Source organism: Mycobacterium sp. (assembly GCF_019247635.1).
GTDB lineage: Bacteria > Actinomycetota > Actinomycetes > Mycobacteriales > Mycobacteriaceae > Mycobacterium.
On record NZ_JAFBAR010000075.1, the window covers coordinates 59,100 to 79,484 of the forward strand.

Here is a 20,385-nt window from a genome sequence, read left to right on the forward strand (position 1 = left end):
GTCGATTAGTGGTTGGGTATCGCGTGAGTTCGCGGCACCTAAACGCCAAAGCCACCGACCTTCTCAATGCGGATCCTGGTCAGCAGGCCCGGCGGGGAGTCGCGCGGCGGAAAGTATTCGCTGGACCCGAGCATGACCTCGGCGAGCTCGCTCAGCAGTTCGGGGGCTCCGCCCTCGACGATTCGGGCAGAGCCGGTAACGGATAGATACGGCGTCTGTTGCCCCGGGTGATCCTTGGACAGGATCGTCACAGCCACGCGGGGGTCACGGCGGATGTTGCGGGTCTTGTGATACTCGGTCAGGTGCGCGCTGACCAGCTCGTCGCCCTCAGGCGTGGACTGCAGAGCGACCCACACGACCGACACCTGGGGGCTGCCATCCGCATTGATGGTCACCAGCGTGGCGTCGGCGCCGCGGCCAATGAATGCGCGTGCTGACTCGTTGAGTTCCATGCCTTTCCTTCCATTGGGTGTCACGGCGCGGTGCGCGGCGTGTTCGCAGTGCTCTGCGATGGGCAACGGTCTTGGAGGTCGATCCATTTCAGCGCCCACCGGTTGATGTCGAGCAGGACCTGGCCGAGCGCAGCCCTTGTCGGTCCCGGAGACCAACGCGCACAACACCGTTGGGGCCCCACGCGACCCGGTATGTCGCTGGCCGCCGCATAGTTGGGGCGGTCCGGCCACGCGATGAAGTGAGTCTGCGCCTGTGCGACGCCGCCTTACAGCCGTGCGAGCAGCTCGGCCTTCTTCGCGGCGAACTCGTCGTCGGACAAGATGCCGCGTTGATGCAGTCCGGCCAGCGACTCGATGGCCGCGACGATCGCCGCCGAATCGCCGGACGCACCGGTTGCGGACTCGGATGCCGATGGTTGGGGTGCGGCCGGGGGTGTCGTATCTGCCCGGTGCCGCGGGGCGGGTGCCGCGGCAGGAGTTTCGGCGACCTGCCGCGAACCGAGCTCGTTTAGGTCCGATACGTCGAAGGTGCCGAATTGGCTGGTGAAGCTCACCACGCCGTATCCGCCGCCCTGCTGCTGTTGCACACCGCCGATCTGATGTTCGCCGGTATCGAAAACCCTTGTCACACCGTTGATCTGGATCGCCAGCCGTCGGGTGCTCGGAAAGATCGCATAGCGCGCACTGTTCTGCCCCCCGGACGAACTGGGCACACCGAGGTCGGCCGGCCACCAGTTGGCCGAGGTGAACCCGGCCTGGTCCGCCGCGGTCGAGGCGGGAAAGACCGTGGTGGTGGCCAGCAGTTGGACCAAGTCGTTGCACAGCGCGTCGACGCGTGCCTTGAGCGCGTTGTCGAACATGTTGCCGACCATCGTCATCCCGCCCCGCATCCACTGCCCGGTTCCGCCGAGTTCGGGGATGGAGAACTGAGCCATGGTGCCGCCGCCGGCGTGCAGGGCAAACAGCATGGCCAGCGCCGCCTCGCGGGAGATTCCGTGGCGTTGGGCGATGTCGGCGATGGCGCTTTCGGCGGTGGGGGTGACCGTTGCCTTCATGATGGTGAAATCTTTCGTCGTCGGTACTGTGTCGACACTACGCAAAGCCGCCCTGGGATGCGCACCCGAGGACTGCCGAAAGCACCGGCGCCGGGAGATGATGCGAGCGTGACAGCAACTAAGGCAAACGACGTGCTCCGCGTTGGCGAGTTCGAGCGGACGTTCGACGAGATGCTCGCGCGCTACGACATACTCAGGCTCCCCGATGGTCCCGGTCGAGCCGACTTCCTGGTCGGGCACGCCAGCCAGATCCGCGTGGTGGTGACGTGGGGCCGGCCCGGAGTCGACGCCGACATGATCGCGGCGCTGCCCAACTTGGAGGCCATTGTGAACAATGGGGCCGGGGTGGATTCGATCGATCTGGAGGCGGCGAGGCGCCGAGGAATCGGCGTGAGCAACACCCCTGACGTGCTGTCGGACACCGTCGCCGACACGGCACTGGGATTGATCCTGATGACACTGCGCCGTTTCGGCGCCGCTGACCGTTACGTTCGGGCAGGCCGATGGGCATCGAACGGCCCGTTCCCTTACGCCCGGGACCTTAGCGGCCTGCAGGTCGGGATCCTGGGGTTGGGGCGCATCGGTTCGGCCATCGCGACTCGGCTGCTCGGATTCGACTGTGCCATCGCCTATCACAACCGCCACCGGATCGATGGATCGCCCTACCGCTACGCGGAGTCAGCGGTGGAGTTGGCCGAGTCGGTCGACGTTCTAGTGGTCGCGACGACGGGCGACCACAACACGCGGAACCTGGTCGACCGCGCCGTCCTCGAGGCGCTGGGTCGCGACGGTTATCTGATCAACATTGCGCGCGGCAGCGTCGTAGACCAGGACGTCCTGGTGGAGTTGGTAGCCGGCGGCAGGCTAGCGGGCGCCGGGCTGGACGTATTCATCAACGAACCTCACGTACCCGTCGAATTGTTCAACCTGGACAACGTGGTGCTGTTTCCCCACATCGGGAGCGCGACAGTGCGGACCCGAAAGGCCATGGCGCTGCTCGCGATCCGCAACCTCAACAGTTACCTGAGCACCGGCGAGCTGATCACACCCGTACTGCGACCGCGACGACAGTGATTTGGATAGGCGGGGAATAGTCACGCAGGGGACCGACGTTGACACGGCCCAAGGACGACAGTTAGGCGCTCATGAAGATCGGCATCTCCACCTTCGTCAACGACGACAGCATCGATACGGTATCGCTGGCGCGAGCGATCGAGGAGCGAGACTTTCACTCCCTGGTCGTCGCCGAGCACACCAACATCCCGGCAAGCAGAGAGTCCGCCTACCCGCTCGGCGGTGAGCTGCCGCCGATCTATTACCGGACGCTGGACCCGTTCGTCACGCTCGCCGCCGCGGCCGCCGTCACCACCACTATCGAGTTGTTCACCGGAATCGCGCTGCTCATCCAGCGCGACCCGATCATCACTGCGAAGGAAGCCGCGAGCATCGATCTAATCTCCAACGGCCGGTTCGTGTTTGGCGTGGGCGCAGGATGGAACATCGAGGAGTTGCGCAATCACGGCACAGATCCCAAGACGCGCGGCGCACTGTTGGACGAGCGCATCGAGGCCATCAAGGCGCTGTGGGCAACAGACCCCGCCGAGTACCACGGCAAGTACGTCGACTTCGACCCGACCTTCAGCCGCCCCAAACCCGTGCAGAGGCCGCACCCGCCCATCTTCATCGGTGGTGACTCCGACGCCACCGTCAAGCGGGTGATCCGACACGACGCCGGTTGGATCTCGAACCCGTTCCCCATCGAGAAACTGAACAAACGTGTCGATCAACTGCGGTCGGGCGCGGGCCACGATGTCCCGCTCGCGATGTTCGGCACGCCGCTGGACCCCGACTACTGGCATGCCGCGCAGGAACTGGGTTTCGGACGGCTTGCGCTGTTGTTGCCCACCAAACCCCTCGATGAGTCGCTCCGCCTGCTGGACAAGTACGCAGAACAGGTGGCTCGATACCAGGGTTAGGTCAGCACACCCTGGATCGCTGGTGCGACGAGCGCGACCAGTCTCGGCAACTCCCGGTCAAGACCGTCTGAGGCGAGTCTCGATGTGCCAACTGATTGAGATGACACCGCACGTCAGACGGGTGCGCGGACGCCGCGGAAGTCTCAGCCGGTCCATATGAGCGAGGTTTCCACCCATCCGGGTGGGGGTGGCGGTAGTCTCGCCTAATGACGGAGGCAACGGCGCATCGTCGTCAGGCGAACTGGGGTTCGATGACTGGGCGTTTTGCGCGAAAACAACTGACCCATACCGCCATCGCGTTCGGCGAATACTGCGCGACCATACCGGGCATCGGACGTCACCTGGAACCAGTCGGTACCATCGCGGCGGTCGGAGTTTGGGGCTCACGGCACATCCCGGCGGCCATCAGATCCATTTCGCGGCCCCGCACCGCTCCGCCGGCGCCTACCCCACCGCCGGTGGCGGTCCCCGAGACCGTCGACGTGTGTGTTTCTGCGCTTCGGGGCATCATCAGCGACCCCGAATCCGTCTCCTGGCCGCGTCCGCAACGGTGGGCACCCGTCTTACAGCGAGGGGAGCATCGAAGCCGCTACCTCTATCAGCCCAAGGTCCGCTACGGCGAGACCCAGGGAATGCTGCTCGACGTGTGGCGCCGACCCGATCTGCCGGCTACCCCGGCGCCTGTGCTGATCTTCGTGCCAGGGGGGGCGTGGGTGCACGGCAGCCGCTCCTATCAAGGCAACGCGCTGCTGTCGCGCCTGGCCGAAGCCGGTTGGGTGTGCCTGGCAATCGATTACCGGGTGTCCCCACGACACCGCTGGCCGCGCCACGTGATGGACGTCAAAGCCGCGGTCGCCTGGGCCCGCGTTAACGCCCACAAGTTCGGCGGCGACCCCGAATTCGTCGCGATCGCAGGCTGCTCGGCCGGTGGGCACCTTGCCTCGCTCGCCGGGCTGACCGCGGGTGACCCGCACTTCGAGAGCGAACTCGCCGCCGGTACGGATGCCTCGGTCAACGCGGTCGTCTCGATCTATGGACGATACGACTGGTACGACCGTTCGACGCCCGAGCGCGAAGGTTTTGTCGATTTCCTGCAAGACATTGTGGTCCAGCGCGGCTACTACCGGCACAGCGAGGTCTATCGCGCCGCATCGCCGATCGAGCGGGTCAGCGGGGATGCTCCGCCGTTTTTGGTCGTGCACGGCGGCGCCGACGTCGTAATTCCGGTCGCGCAGGCCAGGGACTTCGTCGGTGCCCTGCGGGGCACCTCCCGGCAGCCCGTCGGCTATCTGGAACTGCCGGGCGCTCAGCACGGTTTCGACCTCATCGATGGCGCGCGCACCGGCGCGGCCTGTCAGGCGATCGCCCTGTTCCTTGGGGAAATGCACCGACGGCACCGGCTCGCCACAGTGTCGGTGAGCTAGTCGGACCGCCCGTGACCGAGCAAGGGCGTAGCCGGTGAAACGCCTCGGCGGCTACGACGCCTTGCTGCTCTACAGTCAGACCCCATCCGTCTACACCCACACGATGAAGATCGGTGTAATCGACGCTGGCCGAAAGGGTCTCACGTTCGAACAGTTCCGACTGCTGATCGCCGAACGCCTCGGCCTCATGGAGCCGCTGCGCTACCAACTCGTCGACATCCCGTGGAAACTGCACCACCCGATGTGGCGCGAAAACTGTGACGTGGATCTGGACTATCACTTGAAACGGGTGACGGCCCCCGGTCGTGGCGACCGGCGCAGCCTCGACGAGGTCACCGCCGAAATCGCCAGCACCCCGCTGGCGCGCGATCGACCGCTCTGGGAATGTCATTTCGTGGAGGGCTTGGAGGCCAATCGGGTCGCCGTTATCGGCAAGGTGCATCATGCCCTCGCCGACGGCGTGGCTTCGGCGAACCTGATGGCCCGCGCCATGGATCCCGCCAGGGCCCGAGTCGCCGCGGTGAGGAGCCTACCCCCGCCCGACCCCATCCCGACACGCCGCGAACTGATCGCGGCGGCCGCACGCGACCACCTCGACAACATCCGCACGGTGCCGGACCTGGTCGGCTACACGGTCTCCGGGATCACGTCGGTATATCGCCGTTCCCGGAACCGACGACGGCACCCCTCCATGGCCCGGATCCTGCGGGCCCCGGACACATTCATGAACCACGTGGTCTCACCGCGGCGCACCTTCGCCAGCGCAACGCTTGCCCTGGCCGACGTCAAAGAGGTCAGCAAGCGCTTGAACGTCACCATCAACACGATCGTCCTGGGCGTAGCCGCTGGTGCCTTGCGCGAGCTGCTGCTGCACTACGACGGGCATGCCGACGAGCCGCTATTCGCCTCGGTACCATCCAGTTTGGACCTGTCACCCGACCGCATCTCCGGCAACGAACTCGGCGGTATGCTGGTCTCGCTGCCGGTGCAGATCGACGACCCGCTGGAGCGCATCCGACTGACCGACCTGGCGGCCGACGTCGCCAAGGAGAACTACCGGCTGCTGGGGCCCGAATTCACCGCCCGCTGGACCACTTTCGTGCCCCCGGCGCTCGCGCCGGCCGCGTTCGCGTGGTTGTCGCGCCGCGATGCGAAGGTCCGAATCTTCAACCTCCCGATCTCCAACGTTCCCGGCCCCCGCCAGCGGGGCCGCTTCGGCGACTTGACACTCAGCGAGATCTATTCAGTCGGACCGCTGACCGCGGGCTGCGCCTTGAACATCACGGTCTGGAGTTATGCCGACCAGTTCAACATCTCCGTGCTGGCCGACGACTGCACCGTCGGCGATCCCCACGAGGTGACCGACGCCCTTGTCCGCGAATTCGGGCAAATCCGTTGCGCTGCAGGATATTCCGATCTCATCACCCCGGTTCCGACCGCGATGGCGCTGGTCGGGCCCCGGCTGGGCTAAGGCGACGTCGCCGCTTCGAGCTCGTCGAGGGCCGCGCCGGCTTCGACGGAGTCTGGTTTGAGAGGCGGCCTACTACGCTCAAAGCCTCAGGCCGATCCGACGTCCGCGCATGCATCGGTGAACGCTCGGAGTGCACCAGCCAAGATGCCCCACGGGTCGGCGAATATCCCGGGACGGCCGCGGTACGGCGACCGCCGGTGGAGCACTGTCCTGATCACCGGTACTAGCACCGGTGCGAGCACGTGTAGCGGAAAGCGCCACACACCCGCCTTAGCGCGTACTTGCGCCAGCATGTCGGGCCACGAATGGTTTTGAAACTCAAGACTCGCCTGCGCCCGCGCCGTGTCCATCCAGTCACAGACGAACCATGCGTCAGGACGCTCCGGATCACCGGGCCTGCCAACCGGATAGGCGCCGGCCAGCCCGGTCGCACCGACGAGACCCGATCCGACGTCACGCTGAAGGAGCCGATGCGATTCGTCACCACCGATCATCAAAACCTCCCCCACCACGTCGGCAGTGACGGCCGCCCGAAAACCCGTGGCGACGTCACGTACGTCGACGGTGTTGATCCGTCCATCCGCGGGTAACGCCCACTCCATCAACAGCGCATCGGCATCGGTGGTCAAGGCGAACAGGTTCGTGTCGAGGACGGCGCCCAACCGGAGAATCACCCAATCCAGCGCGAACGACCGCACCAACGACTCCGCCTCAACCTTGTGTTGGCCATAGGTATCAATGGGACTGAATGGCGTCTCCGGACCCAGCAGGTCGCTGGTGAGGTACGGATTGCGTGGTCCGTACACAGCCACACTGGAGGCCTGTACGAACCGCGACCGCGACGACAATCGTTGGGCGGCGGCGATCAACGCCGCCGTCCCCTCGACGTTGACCTTGCGTGCGAGGGTTGGATTGCAATAACAGCTGGGCGGGATCACCGCGGCTAGGTGGACAATTGCCGACGGCTCGATGTCAGCGACCATCCGTTCGACGGCATCGGCGTCGGTCAGATCAGCCCAATAAGTCGATGCGCGCTTGGGCAACTTGCCAACCACTTTCCGGTTGGCATCGGTCAAGACGTCGGTGGCCACAACTTTGGTGCCGTCGGCTACTAGCTCCCGGACCGTCGTCGATCCGACGTGGCCAAGTGCACCTGTCACCAGTACCGCACCGGTCACCGATTACCTCCTGCGCGCTCTCCCACGATCCCAGCACCTCGAAGATCGCTAATGGCGTTGGGAACGTGATTGCCTGCTGACGATCGATGGTCCTGCCAACGGCGCAAGCACCCCCGGTGCGGCGTCGACGACTTCAGGTATTGAGTTGACCGCAGCCAGCGCTGTCACAGCCACGCCGGGATTGACTCGATCGGAGGCGGACTGCTCGAAGTACAGTTCCAAGCACATGCTGGGCCGGCCTTTGACGCGGATCACCATTCCGCCTTGGTCGTCCCTCGAAGGCCGGGGCCAACGCTGCGGCCAGGGTGTGGAACTCACCGTCGCGAAGTACTGGACCGCGACGGCCGGCCGCCCGTCGACAAAACCCGCGAGCTGCCAGCGGTGCGCACAAATCGTGCCCTCCGGTATCACTCCGATTGCGGTCTCCAGATCCGTTGGTGCGAGGAGCGTTTCCCAATCCAGTTCAACGCTGTCGAGTTCGAGACCGAGGATGTCGGCGATGTACCAGACCACCGTCTCCCAGTCGTGGTTGACCTTGCCCGAGGCGATTCGAGCAGGTACGTGACCATCGGGTTTACCGAAGCCCATGGATTCATGCAGGACGTCCCAGATCGGATAGGACTTGTCCAAGTCAACTGCATACTCGTCCATCCGATACGACTCGACGGTGCCTGCACCGTTAAGGAGCGCGGTGGGAATGTTCAAACTGATGAAACCCGGCTCAGCGCCGGTCGCGTAGAACGTCGAATTGCCTTTAGCCGCTGCGGCTTCTACGGCATCACGCCATTCCTTCGGTGCGGCCGGCGGATAGACCATCGGGATCGTCGATATCGTGACGACGTTGATCCCCGCCTCGAGATAGGTGACGATGTCAGCGATCGCCTCGGGTTCGCGGCGAACCGCAGTGGCACAATAAGTAACGCAGTCGGGCGCGAGCGCCAACACCGCGTCGAGATCGTCGGTTGCCGTTACGCCGACATCCGAAACACCACAAAGCTGACCCGCATCTGATCCGCTCTTCTCGGGCGTCGACACCTTTACCCCGACTAGTTCCAGCGCAGGATCGTCGATGACCGCGCGCAGCGCCTCCTTACCTGTCAACCCCGTGCCCACGTGAACGATTCGATACTTTCGAGACTTTTCAGACACCATTGTTCAAATCCTCTTTGTGCGTGTTCCTCAGAGCACCGAACTTCGGTTGCCCCAACCCGATTCTGATCATGTGATGCATCGCCATCGTCGGCATGAGGCGCGCGAGCACGGTAGAGCTTGGCGTCCACACCGGCACCACGGTGCGCAATCGGTTGACGATCCCGCTCCAACGCTCTCGCCAGCGAACGTGTGAACCGCTCAGGGGAATTCGCCAGTCGCACCGCCGCACGCCCGCGCTTCTCCATCCGCGGACGCTGCACGCCGTACGGACCTAAATCGTCCCGGTACACGGCTGCACCATTATGGGTGAGCTCGGTGTTGTAGGTGCCTGCAAGCAGGATCGTCACACCGAGACCGTAGGGAGCCGATGCGCCGGTGATGACGACGCTGCGACGTTCCGACGTCATGTCGATCCCGAGCGGACGGGCACGCGTCCCCAGCCGAAGACATTCGGCATCTTCACGCGCTTCAGGCCCGCGACGTCGACCTCGTACTCGGGAATGAGATCCAGCAGCACATCGATGGCGATGCGGCCCTCCATGCGCGCGAGTGCGGCACCAAGACAGCTGTGAATTCCGTAGCCGAAGCCGAGATTGTGACCGGAGTGGCCACGATGGACGTCGAAGCGATCCGGATCGGCGAACGCTCGCTCGTCACGCGTAGCCGACCCATTGAGAAGCATGACCGGCCTGTGCCTGGGTATCACCTTACCGTGTAGTTCGACATCGACATTGCTCCAACGGATGTCGTACTGCGAGGGCCCCTCGTAGCGCAGTAACTCTTCGAATGCAGCGGGGATCAGGCTTCTGTCCTGCCTGAGCGCCTGCCATTGGCCTTTGTGGCGCGCGAAGACGACCGCAGCGCTGGCGACCAATTTGGTCACGGTCTCGGCACCTGCGCCGCCGAGCATCGACGCGAAGGCCGAGATCTCTATGTCATCGAGGCGGGTGGTGGTCCCGTCGTCGCGTTCGACTTCGACCTGGGTGAGTCTCGATATCATGTCGTCTTGCGGGTTGGCGCGCTTGTCGACGACAAGGTCGTAGTAGTACTTCCACATGGACACCGCCGCGTCGCGACCTGCCGGCGTGATGCTGATGTTTCCGGGCTCGCGTAGAAGAAGCGCGTCAAGCCAATGCCGGATCTGCTGACGTCCGTCTGGAGGCACACCCAGCATGGTGGTGATGATCTCCACCGGAAAGATGGCGGAGAAGTCCTCGACCACGTCGAACGACGCTGAATCGACGGCCTGCGCGGTCTTTTCGATCACGTCCCGAATCGTCGACTCGAGCTTCGCGATGGAACGTGGAGTGAAGACCTTGTTCACAAGCGACCTCATGCGCGTGTGCTGCGGGGGGTCCATCATGATGATCACCCCCACGGGGGTCACCGGATCAGGGTCGATGAAGTCGTCGAGCGTGACACCCTTTGCTGAGGAGTAGGTTTCATGATCACGCATCGCGCTTGCGACATCTCCGTAGCGTGAAAGTGCCCAGAAGTCGTACTGCGCGTTGTGGTATACCGGCGCATGGTCACGAAGCTGGCGATATAGATCGAAAGGATCGTTGAAGAACTCATCCGAGAACGGATCAAAATGTACAGACTCCGGGCAACTGCCGGATTGATCGTTCATCAGGCGCCCGCGCCGCCCTCCCGCAATTGCAACCTCGTCCCGTCGGCGAGCGTCTCCGCGTAGGTGTCGCAGGACGAAAAACCCCAGTCGCCAGCGACACATTCGAAGGGGCTGACGAGGCTGTAGTCCGGCATGTGCTTCCACCACATCCGCCACTCCGGAGTGAGGATGTCGCCGTCCGGCGCCTGCTTGGCCATGGCCGCCGCCACCTCGTCCGACATGATGTCGGTGACCGATTGAGGGACGCCGTCGTTGAACAACGGGCTCATCATCACGTAGTTCGGCGCCCAGACGAACTCTTCACCGAATGTGACGTGGCGATTCCGTTTAATGGCCTTCGCATAACCCTCCCACTTGGTGAAGGCTTCTTTCGTGCAGGGCCACCCGGTCCTGAGTCATGCCTCTTTCCTTTTCACTAGCTCAGCTCAACGAATCTCTTCAGATACCGCCACGCGATGTCGGGTGGTATTCCGCCGCAAAGCGGCGAGATGTTGAACACCTCGCCTGCGGCGAGGCGCTGCCTTGCTTCGTCGATCGACAGGATCACGTGCGAGGACGTATTGCGAAGCTCATCGACGGTCTTGGCGGTGGTGATGTTGGCCGACACCGTGTTGTCGGGATTCCAGTCCGCGTAGGCCATGGCATCGTGCAGGAGGTAGCTGCCGATCTCGTCCCATGCCGCATCGACATCATCGGCGACGAAACAATTCGTGGCGGCATCCCGTTCGGGTATGACTACGAATCCGGGTTCGTGACCGTGTTCACGGCAAGCCGCCTCATATGCTTCCTCCATTCCGGGCACGCCACCGTTGGCCAATAGACCGAGCCCGTTTCGCCCAGCACGACGTGCCGCAGCCAGGCTTGCACCACCCCAGCTCATCATCGGTCCTTGGGGTGATCGCGGCGGCGGCCTCACCTTCATCCGGCGACCATCATGCTCGACCTCTTCACCGGCCAACAGACGGCGCAACAAGCCGAGCTTCTCGTCTGCGATCCGTCCGCGATCGGACAACGACAGGCCGAAGTGGTCGAACTCCGCAGCGCGGTAACCGATTCCAAACACATAGGTCGCTCGACCCGCGCTGATGTGGTCGAGTACCGCCATGTCCTCCGCCAGGCGCGCCACATCATAGAACGGGAGAAGAATAACCAGATTCAGCATCAGTTGCTTGGTCCGCGCGGCGATAGCCGAACCCAGCAGCAAGGGCGAGGGGAGATAGCCGTCGTCGGCGCAGTGATGTTCGCACAGCACCGCGGCAACACAGCCGTGAGTCTCCGCCCATTCCGCCATATCGCAAGCCGCGGCGTATAACTCTGTCGTCGGCGCGCCGATGGACGGTGTGCGCATATCGAACCGAAGCGTAAACATCGTCTATGAGCGCTCCGGTCCCATGGCCTGCGCGCTCGCCTCCATGACTAATCTCGAGGCGTCATTACGGCTCATCGACTTGAACACGTCCGCGGCCATCCGCATCTCGTCACCCACCATCAGCGTCGGTCCGTTCGTGAGATTGGCGAACGCTTCGTCGATCACCAGCTGGGCGGGCACTGCTCCTGACGGCACTTCATCCATCGACTCGATGGTGCCCCTGCTGTGCTCCAGCAACCGCAGTGCAGGTGTGTCCGTCTTACCGAGCACCAGCCCGAGCACATCGACACCCTTGCCATGGATTTCAGTCCACAACCCTTCCGTGAAAACCGTGTCAAAAGCCTTCGTGCCGCCGTAAACGACCATGTTCGGACCGCCGGCCAGCGCCGCACCTGAACTGAAATTCACGATGCCGCCGCGACCCCGCTCCACCATTTGCATCGCGTAGTGGTGGCACAGCTGCATCATCACCAGACAGTTACGGGTCAGCAATCCCTCGGCGTGAGCAAGCGGACTCTTGAGGAACGGCTTGTAGTTCGCATCACCACCTGCGCAGTACACGAGCATGCCGATCTCGAGATCAACTGTTGCATCGATGATCGCAGCCGACGCACGTGACGCAGTGAGGTCTAGAGCCAGCGTGCGCGTCTGCGCGCCGGTGCGCGCACCGATACCGGATGCCACCTCATCGAGCAACTGCTGCCGCCGCGACACGAGAACAACGTTGATCCCGTTGCGACCCAATTCTTCTGCGAACAGCGCACCGCAACCGTCGGAAGCGCCCACGACCATCGCCCATGGCCCGTACTTGACTGCGAAGTCGGGCGTCATTGGGCTGTGACCCCGCCGAGGCGCACCGAGGTGTACGTGCGGCTGCTGATGCGCCAGCCGTCGGCGGTACGCACCACATGATCGTCGTAGCAACCGACGGGATTTGCGCCGGACCCGTCCTCGAGAAGGATCAGCGCGTCCACATATGTGCGGACGGTCGCCGTATCGCCGTCGATGGTGATCGCCTGGTTCGTCATCCGGTGCAGGGTTTGCGCCGCGCCGAGGTGGGCCGCGTCCATGAACTCGGTGATCTCCGCGGCCGACTTCCAATGCCCGACCACGCCATAGTCGAGATCGGCTTCCTCGGTGAAAACCGTTGACAGCAATTTGTATTGACGACTGTCGATGGCTGTCGCGTAGCGGACGGTCAGGTCGAAGATATCGTCTCGGTCACTCACGCCACGTCTCCGTTCGGATGGATGACTATCCGCGGCGGGCCCTCGGATCGTCGTGCTTGATCCAACGCCTCGGGGACCTCGTCGAGTCCGATGACCTTCCCGACGCTGGGCAGCGGGTCGAGCTCGCCCCGCACCACTGCATCGAGCACGCCGAACCAATCCTGGGGCATCGGTCCACCGCCGAACTGCAGGGTCAGCCCGTTGCGGGTCGCTTCTGTGACACTCAACGTGTCGCTCGTGTACCAGCCACCCGCACAGTAGATGCGCGAGGAGAACTCCGCTGCGGCGACGATCTTGTCGATGAGGCCCGACGCGCCGACGCATTCGAACACCACCGCGGAACCACCCAGATGCCGCTCGGCGCGGACTTCGCGGAAGACGTCGAAGATTGACCGCTGCGCCGGATCGACCAAGACGTGAGCGCCAAAGCCGGACCGGGCCAGTTCGCGACGGTCTGGATTGAAGTCGGACACGATGATCGGTTCCACACCCCGCGCGGATAGCGCCGCGACGGCGGACAGTCCGATCGCTCCCGCACCGACGACGATAGGGATCTCTCCCGGCTCGAGTTTTGAGACGCGAACGTAGAATTCACCTACCGCGAACGCGTCGACCACGGCGACCGCATCGCTGGACACCGAACCGTCGATCACCTTCGCCGTCGCTTCGGGCACTACCAACAGTTCGCCGAAACTGCCCTGCGCCTCGGGGTGCTGGCCGATGATGCGCAGGCCGCCCGCGCCGCCGTCCACCAACCGGATCGGCATCGACGTCACCCTGGATCCGATCGGAAACGCATCGCTGCATCCAGGACCGTGTCCGATGACTTCGCCGACGAACTCGTGGCCCATGACTATGTCGCGGTTAGCGTCATAGAGCGACCGACCAGTCGGATCGTCTATCGCGAGGTCAGGATGGTCCATGAAATGAACGTCCGACGCGCAGATCGCCGTGCTGAGCGTCTTCAGTAGCAGGTCGCCGTGCCCGGGGACGGGGTCGGCAGTCTCCCGTACTGTCAATTCTCCTGTACGCAATACAACTGCGCGCAATTCGGGCAGCCCATCCTTACTGCTATTTTCGAATATTCGAAGTATGATTCTCGAACTTAAGAAGTACCGTAAGATCCGCGGCGATGGGAGTCAAGGGTGCGTAGGGCTAGCTCAGCACCGACAGAACGGGTGCTTGACATCGTCGAACTCCTCAGCCGGACCGATGGTCGCGGCATGCGGTTCTCAGATGTGGTGCGACACCTCGAACTTTCTCAGGCCACGGCACACGCCATCCTCAACAGCCTCGAAGACCGCGGCTGGGTGGTCCGCGATCCGGTGTCCAAAGAGTTCACCCTCGGCCCCGGTATGGCTGTGATCGCGTTCCGTCTACCAACCGCGCGCCCGACGGTTGCCGTTGCACGAGATGCCATCCGTCGCCTCGCTGATACGACCGGTATGGCGGCCTCGGTCGTCGAACGCATAGGAGACGACCTTGTCATCACCGCGTTCGAGAGCCCGGCGGAGTCTCCCCCAGCTGTCCTGCCCAATGATCACATTCCGTATGCACCACCTTTTGGAATCGCTTGTGCCGCTTGGGATACCCCGACCGAGCAAGAGTCATGGGTGCAACGCGGCTCAATGGGTGATACTTCGCTAGCCGAGCGCCTGCGCGCAGCATTGGCGCATACCCGCAACCGTGGCTACGACGTCGACTGGATGACTCCGGCACTGGCGGAGGCGGCGCATGCTATCGGCACGTTGTCCGGCGACTCCGTACCCGCCAACCTCCGTTCGGTGGTCGATCAGCTACGCGTCGAGTTCATCGCCGCCAAGGTACTACCCGACGAGAGCGTCCGTGGCTCGCACTCAATCGCGACGATCTCCGCCCCCGTTCTCGACCCCAGCGCACGAGTCCGCCTGATAATGGGTTTGCACCCCTTGCGGCGCATGACCATCAGCGAAGTGCGCTCTGCGGCGAAGCCGCTGCTTCGCGAGATCGCCCGCGTTAGCGACCCGGGAAGCCAGCCCGCAGCCAGTTCTTGAGCACTTGTCGGTGACGTCGTCTGGAATTTCTTACCGGTAGCGATAAAGTGCCCCGCTCAGCCAGCTTCCCGGGAATCAACGTAATCGCTAGTTTCGGAAAACCGTGTCGGCCGATCGCTGAGCATGACGCCTCTAGCAAACACCCGACCGGCCGCCACGCTGCTGGACTCGTGGTTCCAGCCGGCGACTCGCGACCCGGAACTGCGATGCGCCCTAGTCAAATTGCTGCGAGCGGCGCGTCCCCACGCCGCAATCACCGCCGCACAATCGACTCCATCGATTCGCGGGCCCCAACTTGATTGTCTGGATGCGCCCGGCAACTTCATCTTCCACCGCCGGCACGGACGACCTGCTACAAACATTGCTCGCGGACGCGCAACTCAAGCTGATCCCGCGAACCGTCAATCGCGATCCGGTCGTTCCGCGTGATCAGCGCCGCGCAGGGCAAAACTTGAATTTGAGTTCAAGTTCATATAGACAGGACGGGGATCCGCGGCGGAAGGAATGTCGGTGAAGGTTGCGCACAAGGTCGCCATCGTGACCGGTGGGGGCGGGGGGATCGGTGGTGCGTTGGCGGCCAGGCTCGCCGCGTCGCAGGCCAGGGTGGTGGTCGCCGACCTCGACGAGGCGGCGGCCAAGACGGTGGTTGACCGGATCACTGCCGATCATCCCGGCTTCGCCGTGAGTGCCGGCGCCGATGCGTCCGAGGCAGACGCGATTTCCGGGCTGATTTCGTTGGCGGAGAACAGCTTCGGCCCGGTCGACCTGTATTTTGCGAATGCGGGCATCACGGGCGCGGTAGGGCTGGAAGTCTCGGACGACGAGTGGGACCGGTCGCTCGACGTGAACCTGCGCGCTCACGTCCGCGCCGCCAGGCTGCTGGTCCCGAAATGGCTGGAGCGGGGGGAGGGCTACTTCGTTAGCACCGCCTCGGCGGCCGGTCTGCTTACCCAGCTCGGTTCGGCCACCTACGCGACCACCAAACACGCCGCCGTCGGGTTCGCCGAATGGCTAAATATCACGTACGGCGACAAAGGAATTCGCGTCAGTTGCCTGTGCCCGATGGGCGTCAACACGAAGCTGCTCTACGAGGGACAGGACTCCGGCGACCCGCTTGGCGTCGTCGCAACCCGCGCCGTCACGTCGGCCGGCGAGGTCATCGAACCGTCCCAGGTGGCCGACATCGTGCTCGACGCGCTCGACTCCGAACAGTTTCTGATCTTGCCGCACCCGGACGTGCTGGACTTGTATCGGCACAAGGGCTCCGACTACGACCGCTGGCTGCGCGGGATGCGCCGCTACCAAGCCGCGTTGCTGGCCGAAACCGCTGAACGTTAGCCAACAACCCAGGAGCAGCCATGTCCGTTTTCGAAGTGTCCGACCGGGCCAAGAAGTACCAGGAGGAACTGCTCGACTTCATGGATTCCCACGTCTACCCGGCCGAGGTCGTCTATGACCAGCAGATGCGCGAATCCGGCGACCCGCACTTCCAGCCGCCGATCATCGAGGAACTCAAGGTTGAGGCGAAGCGGCGGGGGCTGTGGAACCTGTTTCACCCGCACCCGGAATGGGGTCCCGGGCTGTCCAACCTGGAGTACGCGCCGTTGGCAGAAATCATGGGGCGCAGCCACATTGCCTCCGAAGCATGCAACTGCAACGCGCCCGACACCGGCAACATGGAGGTGCTCACGCTGTTCGGCAGCGACGAGCACAAGGAGAAATATCTCAAACCGCTACTCGAGGGCACCATGGCGTCGGCATTCGCGATGACCGAGCCCGCGGTGGCCAGCTCCGATGCCACCAACGTGGAGCTGTCCATGGTCCGTGCCGGCGGGACAGGCGAAGAATACCTGCTTAACGGTCGAAAGTGGTTCGCCTCCAATGCTATGCACCAGAACTGCAAAGTGCTGATCGTGATGGGCAAAACCGATCCGGATGCGGCGCCGCACAGGCAGCAGTCGATGATGGTGGTGCCGATCGACGCGCCCGGCGTTACCGTCATGCGTGGCCTGCCAGTGTTTGGCTACCAGGACCGCGAGGGCCACGCGGAGATCGATTTCAAGGACGTCCGCGTACCGGCTAAAGATGTGCTCAAGGGCGAGGGCGAGGGCTTCGCGATCAGCCAGGCGCGCCTCGGGCCGGGCCGCATTCATCACTGCATGCGCTGTATCGGAATGGCCGAGCGCGCACTGGAACTGCTCTGCAGACGTGCGCTGTCTCGGGTGACATTCGGAAAGCCGATCGCCGATAACGCCAACATCCAGGACTGGATCGCCGAGGCTCGCATCGAGATCGAGATGATCCGGCTGCTCACCCTGAAGGCCGCACACCTGATGGACACAGTCGGCAACAAGGCGGCACGCACCGAGATCGCAGCGATCAAGGTGGCCGCGCCGAACATTGCGCTCAAAATCGTCGACCGCGCCATCCAGGTGCACGGCGGCGGTGGGGTGACCGACGACTTCCCGCTGGCGCTGGCCTGGGCACACCTGCGCACGCTGCGACTTGCCGATGGCCCCGACGAGGTGCACAAGCGCGCCATCGCCCGCCAGGAACTGGGCAAGTACCGAAGTTGACCGACCCACTGCCGGTGGACGACGCCGAAGACACACCGCCCTCGATGGCGCGTACCTCCCTGCTGCGCGAGTTACCCACGACCGCCCGCGGTCAGCGAACCCGGTCCGCGTTGATCGCGGCCGCGCGCAACGTCTTCGAGCAACTCGGTTACCTGGACGCCAGGCTGGTCGACATCACGAAGGCCGCCGAATGCGCTGCCGGGACCTTCTACACCTACTTCTCCAGCAAGGAAGAGATTTTCGCCGCCGTCCTCGATGAGGTCCAGGAGGACATGATGCATCCGGGCATGCCCCACGTGGATGCCGAGGATGATCCGGCCGCGATCATCGAGGCAACCAACCGCGCCTACTTCGAGGCATACAAGCGCAACGCCAGGCTGATGTTTCTGCTCGAGCAGGTCGCCAGCGTCGATCCCGAATTCCGAAAGTTGCGGCAGAACCGGGCCAACGCGTTCATCCGGCGCAACGCACGCAGCATCGCCCACCTGCAGGCGCGCGGCCTCGCCGACCCCGACCTCGATCCGATGCTGGCGTCCACGGCACTATCCGGCATGGTCAGCCGCCTCGCCTTCAGCTACTTCACCGGGGTGAGCGAAGGCGTCGGCGGCGCGGTGCCCATCGACGAGCTCACGCACACCGCCACCCGCCTCTGGGTCAGCGCTCTGCGCATCCCCACGGCCGCTCGCATCATTGGGTAACGACGGGCAGAGTTGCCCAGCCCCGCACGCTGGAGGTGTGCGCCCGTTCGGCCTTGGCGTAGTCGACTTCCCAGTCGCGCCAACGCTTTAACACCTCCTCGAAGGCGACGCGGGCCTCCAATCGCGCCAGTGCCGAGCCCAGGCAGAAATGCAGTCCCTGGCCGAAACCGAGGTGGCCGCCCTGGCGGTGGATGTCGAACCGATCGGGATCGTCGTAGCGCCGCTCGTCGCGATTGGCCGAACCGTTCAGCAGCAGCATGAACGATCCCTCGGGCACGTCGTGACCGTAGTGTGACGCGTCGCGTGCGACGTAGCGAGCCTGCACCGGCGACGGCGGTTCGTAGCGCAGTGTTTCCTCGACCGCACCGGGGATCAGGTATGGGTCCGCGGCCAGTTCGCGGCGTTGGTCGGGGTGATCCGACAGCAGTTGGCCCATGAAGCCGATCAATCGGGTGGTGGTTTCGTTCCCGGCGCCGGCGATCATGGCGGTGTAGGCCAGCACCTCCGTCCGGGATAAAAGGCGTCGAGTGCCGTCGGGCTCCTCGACCTCGGCCCGGAGTAGATCGGTCATCAGGTCATCGGAGGGATGGGCGGCCCGCCAGTCGATGTACTCGGCGAACATGGCGATGGAGTCGGCAAACAGGTTCGGATTGACCTGACCCGGCGTGCTGTCCGCGGCCATCTCGATGAACGAAACGCTGGTCTCGCGGATCGATTCCTGATCCTGTTCGGGAATGCCCAAGAGGTAACCGATGGTCCGCATTGGCATCATCGCCCCCAAATGCGCGATGAAGTCGAATCCGTCCGCGCCGATCATGGGGTCCAGCGCACGTGTGCAGAATCCACGCACCAGCGATTCGACGGCGAGCATGCGCCGGGGAGTAAATACGCGCGACAGCAGACGCCGGTGCAGATCGTGCAGCGGTGGGTCCTCGAAGAGCAGAATGCCCGGCGGCACTTCGATGTTGTTGAACAAGATGTCGGCAGTGGTGCCGCGGCCGGAGCGGTAGGTCTCCCAGTTCGGCAGTTCACGGGCGACATCCTCGTACCGGCTCAGCGCGTAGAAGTGGAACTTCTGGTTGTAGTAGAGCGGCGCCTCGTCGCGCATCCGCTTCCACACCGGGTATGGGTTGTCGTCGATATCGAAATCGAATGGGTCGTAATACAACTCGGTCGTACTAGGCCCTGTCATCGTTGTCCTCCCTGTAACTGGGCGTTTTCGGCCGGCCGGGGTCTTGTCACGGCCGGGGTGCACGCGTAGCGGCACATCATGGGGGTTGGTTCGGCACACCGGGGAACAGGGCAGCGGTGGGTCCTGTGGTCACCCATCCCCCCAGCTTCGTGGCGAGGTGGGGCGCAAAGAGCGCGCCGTAGAGCAGGTTTCCGATCACAACGATCGCGACGACGGATAGCACCGCGGAGCCAACACGGCTCGCCGACCTCTCGCCGGCCCAGATCTCGATGACGTTGCGCCCTTCGGAATCTGTCCGTCCGAGGAGGTAGCTAAAGACCATCACCAGCACGCCCATCGCCAGCGCGTCATAGAGCGGGTACTGGTGCTTGGACCCCTCGAAGACCGCCAGTCCGGGTATCACGCGGCCGTAATAGAAGATGCCGAGACGGGCACCCAGGATCGCGTTGAAGAGAAAGGCCCAGACGAAGCCTGTGACGAGTCCGGCGATGAGCAGGGTAATCGGCCTGGGCCAGTTGAACTTTGAGCCCGCCCATCGTCCGAGCGCAGTGCCGATCACGGCGGGCAGGACAAAGTAGGAGATGTAGCCCGGGGGCACCGCCGCCGGCAAACCGCCCCAGGTCATGTTCAATGGCCACCAGGACGGCATGCGGGTGATCGCGGGTGCGAACTGTGCGTACATGGCCCAGTCGTAGGGTGCTTCGATCCAGGAGAACGAGATCGCGGAGATGCACAGGAGTAACAGCGGATGGAGCTGGCGGCGGCGATACGACAGATACACGCCGATGGCGAAGAAGGCGAACCCCCCGACATAGGCGAACCCGATGGCCGCCGTCAGCAAGGGCGTCAATTCGGTGTTCATTGCTCGCGCGGTTGGCTCGGAGCACGACGCGCTTCGGGATCGAAGCGAAGCACCAGGCCGAAGACGAGGGCGATCAAGCCGAACAGCG

Annotated in this window: 21 protein-coding genes; 8 read left to right on the forward strand and 13 right to left on the reverse strand. The window is 63.9% G+C overall.

Features of this window, described 5'->3' with window-relative positions; translation table 11 throughout:
• Positions 1-38: 38 nt before the first annotated feature.
• Together JO236_RS11285 and JO236_RS11290 are read right to left on the reverse strand one after the other, a co-directional pair.
• On the reverse strand, positions 39-452 hold the full coding sequence (locus JO236_RS11285) for a PPOX class F420-dependent oxidoreductase (RefSeq protein WP_293329581.1): 414 nt from the start codon (positions 450-452) through the stop codon (positions 39-41).
• Positions 453-718: 266 nt separating this feature from the next.
• Positions 719-1,507 (reverse strand): SHOCT domain-containing protein, encoded by a 789-nt coding sequence (locus JO236_RS11290; RefSeq protein ID WP_293329582.1) that lies wholly within the window; start codon positions 1,505-1,507, stop codon positions 719-721.
• Between the two features lie 171 nt (positions 1,508-1,678).
• Between JO236_RS11290 and JO236_RS11295 the strand changes: the two genes are divergently transcribed.
• From JO236_RS11295 to JO236_RS11310, 4 genes are all read left to right on the forward strand, one after another.
• Positions 1,679-2,581: a 2-hydroxyacid dehydrogenase gene (locus JO236_RS11295; protein ID WP_416362222.1), complete on the forward strand. Its 903-nt coding sequence runs from the start codon at positions 1,679-1,681 to the stop codon at positions 2,579-2,581.
• Between the two features lie 71 nt (positions 2,582-2,652).
• Positions 2,653-3,483, forward strand: coding sequence for an LLM class F420-dependent oxidoreductase (locus JO236_RS11300; protein WP_293329584.1), 831 nt, complete (start codon positions 2,653-2,655; stop codon positions 3,481-3,483).
• A 251-nt stretch (positions 3,484-3,734) separates the two neighbouring features.
• Positions 3,735-4,907, forward strand: a complete 1,173-nt coding sequence (locus JO236_RS11305; protein WP_416362223.1) for an alpha/beta hydrolase fold domain-containing protein — start codon at positions 3,735-3,737, stop codon at positions 4,905-4,907.
• A 34-nt stretch (positions 4,908-4,941) separates the two neighbouring features.
• Entirely contained in the window at positions 4,942-6,378 is a 1,437-nt protein-coding gene (locus JO236_RS11310) for a WS/DGAT/MGAT family O-acyltransferase (protein ID WP_293329586.1), read from the forward strand.
• A gap of 86 nt (positions 6,379-6,464) precedes the next feature.
• Here JO236_RS11310 and JO236_RS11315 read toward each other — a convergent pair whose 3' ends face one another.
• The 9 genes from JO236_RS11315 to JO236_RS11355 all read right to left on the reverse strand — a co-directional run bounded on the left by JO236_RS11315 (position 6,465) and on the right by JO236_RS11355 (position 13,985).
• Positions 6,465-7,556: an NAD-dependent epimerase/dehydratase family protein gene (locus JO236_RS11315; RefSeq protein ID WP_293329587.1), complete on the reverse strand. Its 1,092-nt coding sequence runs from the start codon at positions 7,554-7,556 to the stop codon at positions 6,465-6,467.
• A 48-nt stretch (positions 7,557-7,604) separates the two neighbouring features.
• Entirely contained in the window at positions 7,605-8,708 is a 1,104-nt protein-coding gene (locus JO236_RS11320) for a dihydrodipicolinate reductase (RefSeq protein ID WP_293329588.1), read from the reverse strand.
• A complete protein-coding gene (locus JO236_RS11325) occupies positions 8,654-9,115 on the reverse strand; it encodes a hypothetical protein (RefSeq protein ID WP_293329589.1) in 462 nt (153 codons plus the stop codon). The genes JO236_RS11320 and JO236_RS11325 overlap by 55 nt, the downstream gene beginning before the upstream one ends.
• Entirely contained in the window at positions 9,112-10,338 is a 1,227-nt protein-coding gene (locus JO236_RS11330; protein WP_293329590.1) for a cytochrome P450, read from the reverse strand. The genes JO236_RS11325 and JO236_RS11330 overlap by 4 nt, the downstream gene beginning before the upstream one ends.
• Complete coding sequence (locus JO236_RS11335) at positions 10,338-10,607, reverse strand: hypothetical protein (protein WP_293329592.1); 270 nt, start codon at positions 10,605-10,607, stop codon at positions 10,338-10,340. The genes JO236_RS11330 and JO236_RS11335 overlap by 1 nt, the downstream gene beginning before the upstream one ends.
• A gap of 146 nt (positions 10,608-10,753) precedes the next feature.
• Positions 10,754-11,707, reverse strand: a complete 954-nt coding sequence (locus JO236_RS11340) for an LLM class flavin-dependent oxidoreductase (protein WP_293329594.1) — start codon at positions 11,705-11,707, stop codon at positions 10,754-10,756.
• 3 nt (positions 11,708-11,710) lie between these two features.
• On the reverse strand, positions 11,711-12,538 hold the full coding sequence (locus tag JO236_RS11345) for an SDR family NAD(P)-dependent oxidoreductase (protein ID WP_293329596.1): 828 nt from the start codon (positions 12,536-12,538) through the stop codon (positions 11,711-11,713).
• The gene (locus JO236_RS11350; RefSeq protein ID WP_293329598.1) at positions 12,535-12,936 is read right to left on the reverse strand and encodes a nuclear transport factor 2 family protein; all 402 of its coding nucleotides are present in this window, start codon (positions 12,934-12,936) and stop codon (positions 12,535-12,537) included. Before JO236_RS11350 ends, JO236_RS11345 begins: the two co-directional genes overlap by 4 nt.
• Entirely contained in the window at positions 12,933-13,985 is a 1,053-nt protein-coding gene (locus JO236_RS11355) for a zinc-binding dehydrogenase (RefSeq protein WP_323802154.1), read from the reverse strand. Before JO236_RS11355 ends, JO236_RS11350 begins: the two co-directional genes overlap by 4 nt.
• Positions 13,986-14,114: 129 nt before the next feature.
• On the opposite strand from JO236_RS11355, the gene JO236_RS11360 reads away from it, so the two are divergent.
• The 4 genes from JO236_RS11360 (at position 14,115) to JO236_RS11375 (ending at position 18,243) form a co-directional block, all read left to right on the forward strand.
• The gene (locus JO236_RS11360) at positions 14,115-14,969 is read left to right on the forward strand and encodes an IclR family transcriptional regulator (RefSeq protein WP_293329602.1); all 855 of its coding nucleotides are present in this window, start codon (positions 14,115-14,117) and stop codon (positions 14,967-14,969) included.
• A gap of 510 nt (positions 14,970-15,479) precedes the next feature.
• On the forward strand, positions 15,480-16,307 hold the full coding sequence (locus JO236_RS11365) for an SDR family oxidoreductase (RefSeq protein ID WP_293329604.1): 828 nt from the start codon (positions 15,480-15,482) through the stop codon (positions 16,305-16,307).
• A gap of 20 nt (positions 16,308-16,327) precedes the next feature.
• Complete coding sequence (locus tag JO236_RS11370) at positions 16,328-17,545, forward strand: acyl-CoA dehydrogenase family protein (protein WP_293329606.1); 1,218 nt, start codon at positions 16,328-16,330, stop codon at positions 17,543-17,545.
• A gap of 44 nt (positions 17,546-17,589) precedes the next feature.
• Positions 17,590-18,243, forward strand: coding sequence for a TetR/AcrR family transcriptional regulator (locus JO236_RS11375; RefSeq protein WP_293329690.1), 654 nt, complete (start codon positions 17,590-17,592; stop codon positions 18,241-18,243).
• Here the strand turns inward: JO236_RS11375 and JO236_RS11380 are convergent.
• Together JO236_RS11380 and JO236_RS11385 are read right to left on the reverse strand one after the other, a co-directional pair.
• Positions 18,233-19,435: a cytochrome P450 gene (locus JO236_RS11380; RefSeq protein ID WP_293329608.1), complete on the reverse strand. Its 1,203-nt coding sequence runs from the start codon at positions 19,433-19,435 to the stop codon at positions 18,233-18,235. The genes JO236_RS11375 and JO236_RS11380 overlap by 11 nt on opposite strands.
• 76 nt (positions 19,436-19,511) lie before the next feature.
• The gene (locus JO236_RS11385; RefSeq protein ID WP_293329610.1) at positions 19,512-20,297 is read right to left on the reverse strand and encodes a spirocyclase AveC family protein; all 786 of its coding nucleotides are present in this window, start codon (positions 20,295-20,297) and stop codon (positions 19,512-19,514) included.
• Positions 20,298-20,385: the final 88 nt, after the last annotated feature.